Raw genomic sequence first — 15806 nt, forward strand, 5'->3', positions numbered from 1 at the left:
TCCCACGAAGGAGTCGCGCTCCTGAAGAAGGTGCAGGATGGCGACGAGTACGAAGTGGCTTTGCAGTGAGGATTCGTCTAAGGATTAAGTCCTTTGCCGAAGCTTGTAAGTTTGGCTGGCATACGTGGGTTTTAGAGAAAAAAGCAGAGTTGCTTCCATTTTTTCGATAACGCCTGAAACTTAACTGGTGGCATTTGGCGGTTGATATCATTGATGCTTTCGCTATGCTTGCCTATGGGGTTAATTCGCGTCTTTTTTGGTGGCTATAAACCGCTGCGGCGCACAAAAATTGCCGCGGAAAAATCTCAATAAAGTTTTCAGAATCTGCGCTTTTGGCGGCAACCCCAGAAGGATTCGGCGTTGTCAACTTTTAGAGCGAGGAGAACTTGGAGCGAGCACTCAGGCACGTGCTCCGAATGAACCATATAGCGGCCGGTTGATGTCCGTCAGTTCGCATTTATGGTGGCTACAGTTCGCGAACCGCAGGTGCGCGTTTGCACTTATGTGATGACAAAGATAGAGAAAAAAATGGCGCACCCGACAGGATTCGAACCTGTGACCTTTGGAATCGGAATCCAACACTCTATCCAGCTGAGCTACGGGTGCATGCCGAGGGCGGTTTGAATCGCCTGTCCGATGGGTGGTTCTTAGCCTAGCTTGCGGCCGGCTTCAATCGCGAAATTCTCAGAAATACCGATGCTTGCGGTTTGGCACGTGTTTTTATCCGTCAGCCTCCGAGAACGCATAAAAAACTCCGCCGGCCTTGCGGGCGGCGGAGTGGGTTGTCGTGGGCTTGTCGCCTTGCGATCAGATCTGCATGGCGCCGGGGCCGGGGATGGCTTTCGGCGGCACCTTGCCGAGGATGATCATGCCGAGCACCTCGTCCTTGGTCACGTCCTCGGTGCGGGCGTGGCCCACCACCTGGCCGTTCTTCATCACCGAGACGCGGTCGGCGAGGTCGAAGACGTCGTGGATGTCGTGGCTGATGAGGAAGATGCCGATGCCTTCCTTCTTCAGTTGCTTGATCAGCTCGCCCACCTGCGCCGTCTCCTGGGGGCCGAGCGCTGCCGTCGGCTCGTCCATGATCAGGATACGGGCGTTGAAGAGGATGGCGCGGGCAATCGCCACCGATTGCCGCTGGCCGCCCGAAAGCGCCTTCACCGGCTCCTTGAAGCGCTTGAAGTTGGGGTTGAGCCGCCCCATCACCTGGCGGGCCGAGGCTTCCATCGCCACGTCGTCGAGCGTGCCCCAGCGGGTCTTCAGCTCGCGGCCGAGATAGAGGTTGGCGGCGGCGTCGACATTGTCGGCGACGGCAAGCGTCTGGTAGATCGTCTCGATACCGTATTTCTTGGCATCGCGCGGATTGCGGATGTCGGCCGGCTCGCCGTTGATCAGGATCTCGCCGCCGTCACGCTTGTAGGCGCCGGAGAGGATCTTGATGAGTGTCGATTTGCCGGCGCCGTTATGGCCGAGCAGGGCCACCACTTCGCCGGGGTAGAGATCCACCGAGGCATTGTCCACGGCGTGGATGCCGCCGAAGGAGATCGAGATGTTTTTCAGTTCCACGAGGGGAGTGCGTTGATCAGCCATATCTGGGGCTCCTCTCACTTGGCACGGGCGCGATAGACGGTGTCGAGCCAGACCGCCATGACAAGGACGGTGCCGACGACGACGCTCTGCAGCGGGGTGTCGACATGCGCCAGCACCATGCCCGACTGCAGCGACTGCATGACGAGCGCGCCGAGCATGGCGCCGGCGATGGTGCCGGTGCCGCCTGCCAGCGACGTCCCGCCGATCACGGCGGCGGCGATGGTGTAGAGCTCGTCGAGCGTGCCCTGCGAGTTCGTCGCGGCGTTGAGGCGGGCGGTGGAAATTGCGGCTGCAATAGCGGCCAAAACGCCCATCAGTGCGAAGATGCGCACGGTGACCCAGCGGGTCTTGATGCCGGCGAGTTCGGCCGCCTCGGGGTTGCCGCCGATTGCGAAGACATAGCGGCCGAAGCGCAGGCGGGTGGCGATGAAGGTCATGATGATGCCGACGACGATGGCGATCAGCACCGGCACGGCGATGCCGTAGGGAATATCCAGGCCGGTTTCGGGCCAGGGGATATTGTTGGTCTCGGCATATTTCTTGGCGATATTGATCGGCCAGTAATAGCTGTTGGCGATCGAGACGGCGCCAAGGATCAGCACGCAGCTCAGCGTCGCCAGGAAATATTCCGCCCAGACCGGCCGCTGCGGAAAGCCGAAGCGGCGGCGCTGCCGGCGCGAGCCGATGATGCTGGCGATGACGAAGAGGCAGGCGCCGATGCCGACGACCCAGCTCCAGGTGGCGCCGATCGAGCCTTCTGCGCCGCCGCCCATGATGCGGAAGGTCTGGTCCATCGGCGCGACCGTCTGGCCGCTGGTGACGAGCCAGGTGGCGCCGCGCCAGACAAGCAGGCCGCCAAGCGTGACGATGAAGGAGGGAACGTTGAGGAAGGCGATGATCATGCCCTGGAAAGCGCCGATCAGGCCGCCGGCGATCAGGCCGATGAGCAGCGTGATCACCCAGGTGAAGGGGCTGTCGAAGCCGATATATTCAGGCAGGATCTTCGCCTGCGTCACGCCCATGATCATGCCGCAGAGGCCGAGCACGGAGCCGACCGAAAGGTCGATGTTGCGGGTGACGATGATCAGCACCATGCCCGTCGTCATGATCGCGATATCGGTCGTCTGAACCGAGAGGTTCCAGAGATTGCGCGGGGTCAGGAACAGGCCGCCGGTGATGATGTGGAAACCGATCCAGATGATGACAAGCGCGCCGATCATGCCGAGGAGGCGTGTGTCGATCTCGGTGGCGCGGAAAAAGCGGGCCACCGGACTGGCTTCCGCCGTTCGCGGTCCGCTTGAAGTCGTTGATTTTACCATTTCGGCCATGGGTTTGCCGTTCCCCCATTGTGTTTGGACGGACGCGCCGGCGTGCTCAAGGCTGCCGGCGGCGGCGTCTGTTCTTCAACTGACCATCGCGATGCTTCCCGGAAACCGCACGCGTGGCGTCGCGACACCCTTCCGGCAGGGAATGAAAATCCGCGATGGCGCGGCGAGGCGGAGGAACTTCGTCGTTGGAGTTCCCGCATCCGGCGCCGCAGCGGTCTTTCCGCTGCGGCGCCGGCAGTTCAGTTCAGGCGCTGCTTACTTGCAGGCGGCAACCGTGCCGGCCTTGACACCCTGGCAGGCTTCAGCCTTGGAAATCCAGCCGGCGTCGATGACGACGTTCAGATTGTCCTTGGTGATGGCAAGCGGCTTCAGGAAGACAGACTGCATTTCCACGCCCTTCGGGCCGCCCTTGAAGGCCTGAGCGCCGTCGACCTTGCTCATGTCCTTGCCGCCGGCGAGGTCGAGAGCGATTTCTGCGGCGCGCTTGCCGAGTTCGCGGCTGTCCTTCCAGACGGAAACCGTCTGCGTGCCGAGCGCGATGCGGTTCAGCGCCGCCTTGTCGCCGTCCTGGCCGGAAACCGGAACGGAGCCGGCGAGGCCCTGGGCGTCGAGCGCGGCGATCGCGCCGCCGGCCGTGCCGTCGTTCGAAGCAACAACGGCGTCAACCTTGTTGTTGTTGGCGGTCAGGAACTGCTCCATGTTGCGCTGAGCGTTCTCCGGCAGCCAGCCGTCGGTATAGGCTTCGCCGACATTCTTGATCTTGCCGGCGTCGATCGCGGCCTTCAGCACTTCCTGCTGGCCCGAGAACAGGAAGTCGGCGTTCGGGTCGGAAGAAGAGCCCTTGATGAAGACGTAGTTGCCTTCCGGCTTGGCCTTGAAGACGCCCTCGGCCTGAAGACGGCCGACTTCCTTGTTGTCGAAGGTGATGTAGAAGGCGGCTGGATTTTCGATCAGGCGGTCGTAACCGACAACCGGGATGCCTTCGGCAGCGGCCTTTTCGATCGCCGGGCCGATGGCGTCGGAATCCTGGGCGAGAATGATCAGTGCGTTGGCGCCCTGCGAGATCAGCGATTCGACGTCGGTGAGCTGCTTGGCGGCCGAGGACTGCGCGTCAGCGGAAATATACTTGGCGCCCTTGGCTTCGAGAGCCTTCTTGATGGCGGCTTCGTCGGTCTTCCAGCGTTCTTCCTGGAAGTTCGACCAGGAAACGCCGACGACGAGATCGGCAGCCATGGCGGCGGTATGAACGGAAACGAGGATGGCAGCGCCGGCCATCAATTTCAAAATAGACTTCATAATGTCCTCCCGAGTGAGTAGCGACCGGCCCAGCCCATGCTTCCTCCGGCCACCGCGTAAAGCTGTCGAGGAAAGTTCGGATTATTTTCTCGACAGTCGAGAAATTTGATGTCAGAGATTTTTTCAGCTGTCAACACTGGACTGCCGGCTTAATTTCCTTGCGCAGCAGCGGCCGGAGATGCAGTGGAAAGCAGGAGTGAAGTAGCGGGAGGAGAGGGCGGCATTCATGCTGACCAAGTCGAGCACGGAGCTGGTCCGGCAGAGAAACAGCGTGCTCGTGCTGTCCGTGCTGCGCCGCCACGGTCAGCTGGCGCATACCGAGATATCGGATTTCACCGGCCTTTCCTCGGCCACCATTTCGGCGATCACCACCGAGCTGGAAAAAGCCCAGATCATCGAAAAATCCGAGCAGCAGGCGGCCAGCGGCCGCGGCCGGCCGCGTGTGCTTCTGCGCCAGCGGCGCGATTGCGGCTATCTCATCGTCGTCATCATCTCTTCGGATGCCGTGCAATATTCGCTGGTGGATTATGCCGGCAAGCTGATCGACCGTTTCAGCGAGGAGCGCTCGCATGATCCGGCGGGCGCCGGCCGATTCGTAGAAGGGGTGCGCGCCGGTCTTTCACGCATTCTCGATCGGTCGAAAATCAGCCAGGAAAAAGTGCTGCTGATCTCGATCAGCAGCAAGGGGCTGGTCAATTCCACCGAACCGGTGCTCCTCTGGTCGCCGATCTTCGGCAGCGATCAGATCGATTTCGAATCGGCGCTGCGGCCGGAATGGCAGGCCAAGGTCATCCTCGATAACGAGACGCTGCTGGTCGCCGCCGCCCTCGGCGCGCGCGAGGAGATCGTCAAGGGCGCCGATTTCCGCTCGCTCGCCGCCCTCTCGCTCGGCCACAGCATCGGCCTCGGCATCGTCCGGCGCGGCAATCAGACCGGCCAGGAGATCTCGGCCCCGAATTTCGGCCACATGCTGCACATGGCGGGTGGCGGCCTCTGCCGCTGCGGCACGCGCGGCTGCATCGAGGCCTATGCCGGCTTCTATGCCATCCTGCGCAGCGCCTTCGAAGTGCCGCTCGATACCATCCCCGCCAAATTCGTGCCGGTCGCCGAACTCGACAAGATCGCTGCCCGCGCCCGCCAGGGCCACCGCACCTCCGCCTTCGCCTTCCGCCAGGCCGGCCTTGCCCTCGGCAACGGCCTGTCGCGCATGCTGAGCCTCACCGAACGCATGCCCATCGCCATCACCGGCCCCGGCACCCGCTATTACGACCTGCTGCGCCAGGGCATCGAAGAAGGTCTCGGCCAGTCGCATATCGTCCGCATGGAAGGCATGCCGGAGATCCGCGTCGTCGCCGACGAACCGATCCTGGTGTTCGAAGGCCATCTGAACCGGGCGCTGTCGGTGATCGACCAGGATATCGTGATCTCTGGGGGGCAGGGTGCGGAATGAGGACGCATCTCCTCTTGCTCCTCATTCCCTTCCTCGGGCTTTGCCCGAGGGACGTCACAGGAATCCAGTGCGCCCAAGTCCTTGGGCGCGAGAGACTCTCTTCAAGGCCCCATGGATTTATTCACCGCGCCGACGCGCGGTGGCTGGATTCCTGTGACGAGCACAGGAATGAGGGCGGGAGAGGTCGTGGCTCGACCGCGGTCGGTGCCGGCAGGCGGATGAGGGGCTGGTCTCGGCGCTTAGTCATCAAACGCAAAACGGCCGGGCAATGCCCGGCCATCTCATGCACGACTTCCGATCGGGAGAGGACCGTCAGCCGATCTTGATCAGCTTGCCTTCTTTGACCGACTGCACCGCGGCGTCGGCAAGCGCCAGTGCTGCCAGGCCATCGGCGCCGGAGGGGGAGATCTTCGTGCCCTTTTCGATCGCAGCGATGAAGGCGGCGATTTCGTTGGCATAGGCTTCGGTGTAGCGGGTCATGAAGAAATCATGCAGCGGCGGGCGGGTGTAGCCGTCGCCGTTTGCCACTTCGATCGAGACCGGGCGCTGGTTTTCGGCGGCGGCCATACCCTTGGCGCCATGCACCTCGATGCGCTGGTCGTAGCCATAGGTGGCGCGGCGGGAGTTGGAAATGACGGCCTGCTTGCCGGATTTGGTCTGCAGGATCACCGAGACGCTGTCATAGTCGCCGGCTTCGCCGATCGCCTTGTCGACCAGGACGGCGGCGGTCGCCAGCACCGAGACCGGCTCCTCGCCGAGCAGGAAGCGGGCCATGTCGAAATCGTGGATGGTCATGTCGCGGAAGATGCCGCCCGAGCGCTTGATATAGTCGACCGGCGGAGCGCCGGGGTCGCGCGAGGTGATCGTCACCATTTCGACATCGCCGATCTTGCCGTCGTCGATGACCTTGCGCACCGCCATGAAATGCGGGTCGAAGCGGCGGTTGAAGCCGACCATCAGCTTGGCGCCGGTCTCTTCCACCACCTTGATGCAGGCCTTGACGCGGGCGACGTCGAGATCGATCGGCTTTTCGCAGAAGATCGCCTTGCCGGCGCGGGCGAAGCGCTCGATCAGGTCGGCATGGGTGTCGGTCGGCGTGCAGATGACGACGGCGTCGATATCCCCAGCGGCCTCGATCGCCTCGATGGTGCGGACCTCGCAGCCATAGGCCGAAGCGATGGCTTCTGCCGCCTGCGGAAAGGCGTCCGCGACCGCAACCAGCGTCGCATTGGCGTCGCCGCTGACGGCCTTGGCGTGAACCTTGCCGATGCGGCCGGCGCCAAGAAGACCAAATCTTACAGTCATTTCAACCTCCCTTGAATTCGGAACAAATAAACCGAATTGCCAAAAATCTGGAATTTTCATTCCATCTTCCATGCGCGGCGTCAAGCCCGCGGCTCTTTCACATTTGCAAGATTCGAACTAAAGAGCAGTGCGACACATGCAACGAGCAGTGCGACATATCCGACCGCGGAGCAAAGATGCAACTGATCGATCCCAACCATCCGGCATACCGGCGCCTCTGGGTGCGGATTGCCATCGTTGCCGTCTGCTTCGGCTGGGCCGGGGTCGAACTTATCACCGGCGATCCGTTCTGGGCAGTGCTGGCGGGCGGCGCCGGCGCCTATTCCTTCTATATGCTGTTCTGGACCTTCAAGCCGCAGGTCGTCGAGCCGGCAGCCGAGCCTGTCGCCGAGGAAGATGCGGACACCGAGGAGACATCCGCGGAAAAACCGTCGAAGGACGGGCAGGCGGAATAATCAGCGGGCGATTCGCCGCAGCGCCTCGTCGATCAGCAGATTGGCCAGCATCATGCGCTTCGTCGCATTGTCGCGAAAGGGCAGGGCGATGCCGTCGGGGTGATTGGCGCGGGCGAAGGCGCGGCGCTTCTCACCGAGCGTCAGCGGCGTATCGGCAGCCGAGATCGCCAGTTCGGCGGCAACCTCCTGCGGTGCCGTGCGGGTGAGATGGTCGGGCATCACGGGCTCGGGTGGCGGCAGAGGCGTCGGTTTGTCCACGAGCCCGGCGGCGGCCTCCTGTTCCAGATTGTCGAAATAGGCCTGGCCGACGCGTTGCGAGGCGGCCGAGACACCCTCCAACACATCGAAGGCAAGCCCGGTGCCGAGGCCGCAGATGCGATGGGCGGCCGGCGCCTCGGTGTCTTCTTCCGTCTCGTCCTCCGCCTTCAGCCGCTCGAGGACTGATTGAAATACCGACTGTCCGAACAGCATCCGCCTTCCTTTCGAAGGGTGCATTAAAGGAGAGCAAGATGGCGCCGGGCTTGCGGCGGTCAGCCCCCTTGCTTCAGGCTTTCCTCGATGATGATGTCGTAGAGCAGCCGGGCGCTCGGCGGCAGTGCCCGTTCTTTCACCGAAATCAGGCTGTAGGGCTTGACGTTGATGTCGAAATCGATCGGCAGCATGCGCACGTCGGAGGCCTTGGCGTTCTGGCTGGACAGGAATTGGGCGACGTCGGTCGCAACCGGGGCGATCGCATCGGTTTCGCAGACGATGGCGCAGGTCAAAAGCAGCGAGGAGGTGTTGACGATATTCTCCGGCAGCGCCACGCCGTGCGACAGAAAGATGTCCTCGATCGTGCGGCGCAGCAGCGTGCCCGGCGGCTGGAACACCCAGTCGTAATCCCTGATGTCGGAAAGGCTGCTGGTCTTCTTCTTTTTCAAGAGCGGATGGCGGTTGCGCACGATCAGGCAGGCCCGCTCGATGCCGATCTCCTTCACCTCGAACAGGCGCGGGTTGAGATCGTCGGGAATGCGGCTGATGATGAAGTCGTGGCGGGCGGCGAGCAGCTCGCGGGCGAGCACATTGCTCGTCTCCACCTGGATGTTGATCTCGATGCCGGGATAGGCTTTGCGCACCCTGTTGATCGCCGGCACGACGAGGCTCATGGCCGGCGCCGTCACCGCGCCGATGAAGACCGGGCCGCCCTTGCCGCTTTTCAATTCGCCGATCTCGCGGCTCGCCTCGCGCAGTTCCAGCAGGATCTTCCGGGCGCGTCTCGCAAGGGCCGCCCCGAAGGTCGTCAGCACCACGCCGCGGGCGACGCGCTCATAGAGCGGCGTCTTGGTGATCGATTCCATTTCGGACAGCATGCGTGATGCGGCCGGCTGCGAAATGTTCAGGACTTCCGCAGCTGCGGAAATCTGTCCACTATCTTCGATTGCGACGATCATCCGCAGGTGATTCAGCTTAAGTCCTGCACGTAAAAGGCTGTCATCACCGAAATTATCGCTGGCGATATCGACGTGATCCATCGAAATGGGCTCGGAAACAATCGTCATGGTTGCAGCCTCCCCACTGCGCTCCATCAAAAGTAATACTTTTTAACGATATACCAAAATTGTTATGCAGATTACCAGTTATTCTATTTGACAGTTATAGGAATCCATACCAGTTTGCCGCCGTGTGCTGGTTGGCACTCAACACGTGTGAGATCGTGGAGGAGACCTACTTCGTTTCTCACCATCTGAAGTAACTATCCAATACGGAACCTGCCACAGTTTCGGGGCGGGCGATTTTTCGTCCGCTGCTCTATTAACAAGGGAGAGAGAAATGAAATCCATTATCTCATTGATGGCCGCGGCTGCCTTTGGCGTCGCATCGTTCGTTGCACCGGCTCTGGCCGCAGATAAGGGCACCGTCGGCATTGCCATGCCGACCAAGGCTTCTGCCCGCTGGATCGACGACGGCAACAACATCGTCAAGCAGCTCCAGGCTGCCGGTTACGGCACTGACCTGCAGTATGGCGACGACGACATTCCGAACCAGCTTTCGCAGATCGAAAACATGGTCACGAAGGGCGTCAAGGTTCTCGTCATCGCTTCGATCGACGGCACCACGCTTTCCGACGTTCTCCAGAAGGCACACGACGCCGGCATCAAGGTCATCGCTTATGACCGTCTGATCCGCGATTCGGGCAACGTCGACTACTACGCAACCTTCGACAACTTCCAGGTCGGCGTTCTGCAGGCCGGCTCCATCGTTGACGGCCTCGGCCTCAAGGATGGCAAGGGCCCGTTCAACATCGAACTGTTCGGCGGTTCGCCGGACGACAACAACGCCTTCTTCTTCTATGATGGCGCCATGTCCGTCCTGCAGCCCTACATCGACAGCGGCAAGCTCGTCGTGAAGTCCGGCCAGACCGGTATGGACAAGGTCGGCACGCTGCGTTGGGATCCGGCAACGGCCCAGGCCCGCATGGACAACCTGCTCTCGGCCAACTACACCGACGCCAAGGTCGATGCCGTCCTGTCTCCCTATGACGGTCTGTCGATCGGTATCATCTCCTCGCTGAAGGGCGTTGGTTACGGTACGGCTGCCCAGCCGCTGCCGATCGTCACCGGTCAGGACGCTGAAATCCCGTCGGTCAAGTCGATCATTGCTGGCGAACAGCATTCGACGATCTTCAAGGACACCCGCGAACTCGCCAAGGTCACCGTTGCCATGGTCGATGCCGTCATGTCCGGCAAGGAGCCCGAGGTCAACGACACCAAGACCTACGACAACGGCGTCAAGGTCGTTCCGTCCTATCTGCTGAAGCCGGTTGCCGTCGACAAGACCAACTACAAGCAGATCCTGGTCGACAGCGGTTACTACACCGACGAGAAGCTGAAGTAAGTTGAGCAGGAGGCCGGGGCCCGCGCTTGCGGGTCCCGGCCTTCGATTTTATGATGACCCGGCCATTTAACGGCTGGGGGCGCTGGAACTTTGACTATGGACAACACCATCCTCGAAATGCGGAGCATCACCAAGACGTTCCCGGGCGTCAAGGCGCTGGAGAACGTGAACCTCAAGGTTCGCAAGGGTGAAATTCACGCATTGGTCGGCGAAAACGGGGCCGGCAAATCGACCCTGATGAAAGTCCTATCGGGCGTTTATCCCACCGGAAGTTATGACGGCGACATCGTCTATGAAGGCGAGACGCGCAACTTCAAGGCGCTGCGGGACTCCGAAGAAATCGGCATCGTCATCATCCACCAGGAACTGGCGCTCGTGCCGTTGCTGTCGATCGGCGAAAACATCTTCCTCGGCAACGAAAATGCCAAGAGCGGCGTCATCAGCTGGGACGAGACCTTCAACCGTACGAAGCAGCTGCTCAAGAAAGTCGGCCTGTCCGAATCTCCGAACACTTTGGTGACCGATATCGGCGTCGGCAAGCAGCAACTCGTCGAGATCGCCAAGGCGCTGTCGAAGAGCGTCAAGCTGCTCATCCTCGACGAGCCGACGGCCTCGCTCAACGAAAGCGATTCCGATGCGCTGCTCATGCTGCTGATGGAGTTCCGCAAGCAGGGCATCACCTCGATCATCATTTCCCATAAGCTGAACGAGATCCGCAAGGTCGCCGACCAGATCACTGTCCTGCGCGACGGCATGACCGTCAAGACGCTCGACTGTCATGCCGACGAGATCAGCGAAGACATCATCATCCGCAACATGGTTGGCCGCGATCTCGAGGATCGTTATCCCCCGCGTTCGGTGCCGATCGGCGAAACCATTCTCGAAGTGAAGAACTGGAACGCCTATCACCAGCAGCACCGCGACCGTCAGGTCCTGCACAATATCAACGTCACCGTCCGCAAGGGCGAAGTCGTCGGTATCGCCGGGCTGATGGGGGCAGGGCGCACCGAATTCGCCATGAGCCTGTTCGGCAAGGCCTATGGCCACAAGATCTCGGGCGAGGCGCTGATGCACGGCAAGCCGGTCGATGTCAGCACCGTGCGCAAGGCGATCGACGCCGGTCTCGCCTACGTCACCGAAGACCGCAAGCAACTCGGCCTCGTGCTCAACGACACCATCCTGCACAATACGACGCTCGTCAATTTGAAGGCGGTGTCGAATGCCTCGGTCATCGACAGCGTCAAGGAATCGCGGGTGGCGACCGATTATCGGTCGAAGCTGCGCATCCGTTCCTCCAGCATCTTCCAGGAGACGGTCAATCTGTCCGGCGGCAACCAGCAGAAGGTGGTGCTGTCGAAGTGGCTGTTTTCCAATCCCGATATTTTGATCCTCGACGAGCCGACGCGCGGCATCGACGTTGGCGCAAAATACGAAATCTATACTATCATCAACCAGCTTGCCGCCGATGGAAAGGGCGTTCTGATGATCTCGTCGGAAATGCCCGAACTGCTTGGCACGTGTGACCGCATCTACGTGATGAACGAAGGACGCATCGTCGCGGAACTGCCGAAGGGAGAAGCAAGCCAGGAAACCATCATGCGCGCTATCATGCGCTCAGGGGAGAAGAAACAATGACACCGATCAATCAACCCATCGCTGAGCAGGGGCGTGTCGTCTCCATCGGAGACTACGTTCGCGGCAACATCCGCGAATACGGCATGTTCATCGCGCTCATCGCGATCATGGTGTTCTTCCAGTTCTCGACCGGTGGCGTTCTCTTCAGGCCGCTCAACCTGACCAACATCATTCTGCAGAACTCGTTCATCGTCATCATGGCGCTCGGCATGCTGCTGGTGATCGTCGCCGGCCATATCGATCTTTCGGTCGGCTCGGTCGTCGGCTTCATCGGCGCCATCGCCGGCGTGATGACGGTGCAGTGGCACACCAACTATGTCCTGGCCGGTATCGTCTGCCTTGCCATGGGCGCGCTTGTCGGCGGCATCCAGGGTTATTTCGTCGCCTATCACAAGATTCCGTCCTTCATCGTCACGCTGGCCGGCATGCTGGTCTTCCGCGGCCTGACGCTGTTCGTGATGACGGCATCGGGAACCGGCACCAGCATCGGTCCTTTCCCGCCGGAGTTCCAGCTGATCAGCATCGGCTTCCTGCCGAACGCTTTCGATATGGGTGGCATCAACTCGACCTCGATCATTCTGACCGTTGTCGGCGCCGTTACGCTCTTCTACCTGGCGTGGCGCAAGCGCCTGTCGAACGAGAAGCATGGCAATGACGTCGAGCCGATGGGCTTCTTCCTCGCCCAGAACATCATTGTCTCGCTCGCCATCCTGGGACTCGGCTACCAGCTGTCGATCTATCGCGGCTTCCCGAATGTGCTGATGGTCATGCTCGTTCTGGTGGCTGCCTATGCCTTCATTACCCGCCGCACGACGATCGGCCGCCGCATCTACGCCATGGGCGGCAATGAGAAGGCGACCAAGCTTTCCGGTATCAACACCGAGCGGCTGACCTTCCTGACCTTCGCCAATATGGGCCTGCTTGCCGGTCTCGCCGGCCTGATCGTCGCGCTGCGCCTCAACTCGGCGACGGCCAAGGGCGGTTTCGGTCTCGAGCTCGACGTGATCGCCGCCTGCTTCATCGGCGGCGCGTCGGCCCAGGGCGGCGTCGGCAAGGTGACGGGCGCCGTCATCGGCGCCTTGATCATGGGCATCATGAACAACGGCATGTCGATCCACGGCCTCGGCACCGACTCGCAGCAGATGGTCAAGGGCGCGGTGCTTCTCGCCGCCGTGTTCTTCGACGTCTACAACAAGAACAAGGGCTGAGCGCCCAAGCGCAGCCCGGCATTCGCAGTCATATGAATGATGGATTCCGGCTCCTGATGGAGCCGGACAGGCGGAGCTTTTTCCTGTCTTCGCCGGAACGAGAAGGATCGAAGACGTGCTTATTTCCCAGATCAAAGGTGCCAACGGAGAGATTGTCGTCGCCGTGCGCGAGCCGGGCGGATCGGCCAGGTCGGTCAACAACGCCGGCAGCGTCTATGCGCTGGCGATCGAAGCCGCCGACGGCGGCAAGTCGCTTGCCGCGGTCATCGAGGCCCATGGCTACGGCGATGCCGTCGATCTTGAAAAGGCCTATGCGGAAGGCCGCTTCCTGCCGCCGATCACCCATCCCGATGCCGCCCACCTGCACCTGACCGGCACCGGCCTGACACATTTGGGCTCGGCGGCAACGCGCGATTCCATGCACAAGAAGACCAGCGAGGCGGCCGAGGAAACGCTGACCGACTCGATGAAGATGTTCAAGATGGGGCTTGAGAACGGCAAGCCGAAATCAGGCGAAAAGGGCGTGCAGCCGGAATGGTTCTACAAGGGCAACGGCTATGGCACGGCTGCCCCCGGCGCGCCGCTGATCTCGCCTTCCTTCGCGCTTGACGGCGGCGAAGAGCCTGAAATGGCCGGCATTTACGTGATCGCCAAGGACGGCTCGCCGTTCCGCATCGGCTTTGCTCTGTCGAACGAGTTTTCGGACCACGTCACCGAACGGATCAACTATCTCTATCTGGCCCACTCGAAACTGCGCCCGGCCGCCTATGGTCCGGAAATCCGCATCGGCGCCGCACCGGACGATATTCGCGGCACCTCGCGCATCAAGCGCGGCGACAAGGTGATCTTCGAAAAGCCCTTCCTGTCGGGCGAGGCGAACATGTCGCACACCTTCGCCAACCTGGAATATCACCATTTCAAATACGGCATCTTCCGTGTCCCGGGCGATGTCCATGTCCATATGTTCGGCACGGCAACACTTTCCTTTGCCGACGGCATCAAGGCGGAAGAGGGCGATGTCTTCGAGATTGAAGTCGCCGAATTCGGCCTGGCGCTGCGCAATCCGCTTGAGGTGGCCGCCGAAGAAGAGATCGCCGTCAGGCAGCTCTGATTTTTGAGATCCGGCCGCCTGCGTGGCCGGATCGTGATGTAAACGGTAAAGGAGGCTTGTTGAGCCCATGACCATTTATCAAAACCTGATCGCCGGCGAATGGGTCGGCACCAACGCGACGAAGAACATCAACCCGTCGGATACGAATGAAGTCGTCGGCCTCTATGCCGACGGCAGCGCCGAGGACACGAAAAACGCCATCGCCGCCGCCAAGGCCGCTTTCCCGGCCTGGTCACGCTCGGGCATCTGGGAGCGCCACGTCATCCTGAAGAAGGCCGGCGACGAGATCATGGCGCGCAAGGACGAACTCGGGGCACTGCTCGCCCGCGAGGAAGGCAAGACGCTGCCTGAGGCCACCGGCGAAGTCATCCGCGCTTCGCAGATCTTCGAATTCTTCGCAGGCGAAGCCCTGCGACTGGCCGGCGAGGTCATCCCGTCGGTTCGCCCGAATATCGGCGTCGAGATCACCCGCGAGGGCCTCGGCGTTATCGGCATCATCACGCCGTGGAATTTCCCGATCGCCATCCCCGCCTGGAAGATTGCGCCGGCGCTCTGCTACGGCAACACCATCGTCTTCAAGCCGGCCGAACTGGTGCCCGCCTGTTCCTGGGCGATCGTCGATATCCTCAACCGGGCGGGCCTGCCGAAGGGCGTCTTGAACCTCGTCATGGGCAAGGGCTCGGTGGTCGGCCAGGCCATGCTCGAAAGCCCCGACGTTCACGGCATCACCTTCACCGGCTCCACCGGCACCGGCCGGCGCGTCGCCGCCGCCTCGATCGAGCATAACCGCAAGTTCCAGCTGGAAATGGGCGGCAAGAACCCGATGGTCGTGCTCGACGATGCCGACCTCAACGTCGCCGTCGAGGCCGCCGCCAATTCCGGCTTCTTCTCTACCGGCCAGCGCTGCACGGCGTCGTCGCGCCTGATCGTCACCGAAGGCATTCACGACAAGTTCGTCGCGGCGCTGACCGACAAGCTGAAGACGCTTGTCGTCGACAATGCGCTGAAGGCCGGCACCCATATCGGTCCGGTCGTCGACGAGCGGCAGCTGAAGACCGATACCGACTATATCGAGATCGGCAAGTCGGAGGGCGCCAAACTCGCCTTCGGCGGCGAACTGGTTTCGCGCGACACGCCCGGCTTCTACCTGCAGCCGACGCTGTTTACCGAAGCGACCAACCAGATGCGCATTTCGCGCGAGGAGATCTTCGGGCCTGTGGTCTCGGTGATCAGGGCGAAGGATTACGACGAGGCGCTGGCCATCGCCAACGACACGCCGTTCGGCCTTTCGGCCGGCATCGCGACAACAAGCCTGAAACATGCGACGCACTTCAAGCGCAATTCGGAAGCCGGCATGGTGATGGTCAACCTGCCGACGGCAGGCGTCGATTTCCATGTGCCGTTCGGCGGCCGCAAGGGTTCGTCTTACGGCCCGCGCGAGCAGGGCAAGTACGCTGCCGAGTTCTACACAACCGTCAAGACCGCCTACACGCTGGCTTAAACAAAGCGCGATGACCCGGCCCGTACGAGGCGGTCCGGGAATATCCTGAAGGA

General features: G+C 61.4%; 13 protein-coding genes and 1 tRNA gene. 7 read left to right on the forward strand and 7 right to left on the reverse strand.

What is annotated here, in order from left to right; genetic code table 11:
• Window positions 1–529 precede the first annotated feature (529 nt).
• The 4 genes from CO667_RS23860 to xylF form a co-directional block, all read right to left on the reverse strand.
• A tRNA-Arg gene (locus CO667_RS23860) sits at window positions 530–606 on the reverse strand.
• A 201-nt stretch (window positions 607–807) separates the two neighbouring features.
• A complete protein-coding gene (locus tag CO667_RS23865) occupies window positions 808–1590 on the reverse strand; it encodes an ATP-binding cassette domain-containing protein (RefSeq protein WP_003581354.1) in 783 nt (260 codons plus the stop codon).
• 14 nt (window positions 1591–1604) lie between these two features.
• A complete protein-coding gene (locus CO667_RS23870) occupies window positions 1605–2918 on the reverse strand; it encodes a sugar ABC transporter permease (RefSeq protein WP_097620768.1) in 1314 nt (437 codons plus the stop codon).
• A gap of 255 nt (window positions 2919–3173) precedes the next feature.
• Window positions 3174–4214 (reverse strand): D-xylose ABC transporter substrate-binding protein, encoded by a 1041-nt coding sequence (gene xylF / locus CO667_RS23875; protein ID WP_097614376.1) that lies wholly within the window; start codon window positions 4212–4214, stop codon window positions 3174–3176.
• A 226-nt stretch (window positions 4215–4440) separates the two neighbouring features.
• Here xylF and CO667_RS23880 point away from each other — a divergent pair, with 226 nt between their 5' ends.
• On the forward strand, window positions 4441–5664 hold the full coding sequence (locus tag CO667_RS23880; RefSeq protein ID WP_097620769.1) for an ROK family transcriptional regulator: 1224 nt from the start codon (window positions 4441–4443) through the stop codon (window positions 5662–5664).
• A gap of 312 nt (window positions 5665–5976) precedes the next feature.
• On the opposite strand, the gene iolG is transcribed toward CO667_RS23880, so the two are convergent.
• Window positions 5977–6969, reverse strand: coding sequence for an inositol 2-dehydrogenase (gene iolG / locus CO667_RS23885; protein ID WP_085738042.1), 993 nt, complete (start codon window positions 6967–6969; stop codon window positions 5977–5979).
• A 176-nt stretch (window positions 6970–7145) separates the two neighbouring features.
• On the opposite strand from iolG, the gene CO667_RS23890 reads away from it, so the two are divergent.
• Entirely contained in the window at window positions 7146–7424 is a 279-nt protein-coding gene (locus CO667_RS23890) for a hypothetical protein (protein WP_097620770.1), read from the forward strand.
• Here the strand turns inward: CO667_RS23890 and CO667_RS23895 are convergent, their stop codons facing one another.
• Together CO667_RS23895 and CO667_RS23900 are read right to left on the reverse strand one after the other, a co-directional pair.
• Window positions 7425–7895: a hypothetical protein gene (locus CO667_RS23895; RefSeq protein ID WP_097620771.1), complete on the reverse strand. Its 471-nt coding sequence runs from the start codon at window positions 7893–7895 to the stop codon at window positions 7425–7427.
• 59 nt (window positions 7896–7954) lie between these two features.
• A complete protein-coding gene (locus CO667_RS23900; RefSeq protein WP_097620772.1) occupies window positions 7955–8962 on the reverse strand; it encodes a LysR family transcriptional regulator in 1008 nt (335 codons plus the stop codon).
• Window positions 8963–9233: 271 nt separating this feature from the next.
• Between CO667_RS23900 and chvE the strand changes: the two genes are divergently transcribed.
• The 5 genes from chvE to CO667_RS23925 all read left to right on the forward strand — a co-directional run bounded on the left by chvE (window position 9234) and on the right by CO667_RS23925 (window position 15753).
• Window positions 9234–10298 (forward strand): multiple monosaccharide ABC transporter substrate-binding protein, encoded by a 1065-nt coding sequence (gene chvE, locus CO667_RS23905; RefSeq protein WP_097620773.1) that lies wholly within the window; start codon window positions 9234–9236, stop codon window positions 10296–10298.
• A 96-nt stretch (window positions 10299–10394) separates the two neighbouring features.
• Complete coding sequence (gene mmsA / locus CO667_RS23910) at window positions 10395–11933, forward strand: multiple monosaccharide ABC transporter ATP-binding protein (protein ID WP_097620774.1); 1539 nt, start codon at window positions 10395–10397, stop codon at window positions 11931–11933.
• Window positions 11930–13141 carry a multiple monosaccharide ABC transporter permease gene (gene mmsB / locus CO667_RS23915; RefSeq protein WP_097620775.1) on the forward strand — a complete coding sequence of 404 codons (1212 nt, stop codon included), beginning with the start codon at window positions 11930–11932 and terminating at the stop codon, window positions 13139–13141. The genes mmsA and mmsB overlap by 4 nt, the downstream gene beginning before the upstream one ends.
• Before the next feature lie 115 nt (window positions 13142–13256).
• Window positions 13257–14252, forward strand: a complete 996-nt coding sequence (gene araD1, locus CO667_RS23920; RefSeq protein WP_097620776.1) for an AraD1 family protein — start codon at window positions 13257–13259, stop codon at window positions 14250–14252.
• A gap of 67 nt (window positions 14253–14319) precedes the next feature.
• Window positions 14320–15753, forward strand: coding sequence for an aldehyde dehydrogenase family protein (locus CO667_RS23925; protein ID WP_097620777.1), 1434 nt, complete (start codon window positions 14320–14322; stop codon window positions 15751–15753).
• The last annotated feature ends 53 nt before the right edge of the window (window positions 15754–15806 follow it).

The sequence above is a fragment of the Rhizobium sp. L43 genome, assembly GCF_002531725.1.
Classification (GTDB): Bacteria; Pseudomonadota; Alphaproteobacteria; order Rhizobiales; family Rhizobiaceae; genus Rhizobium.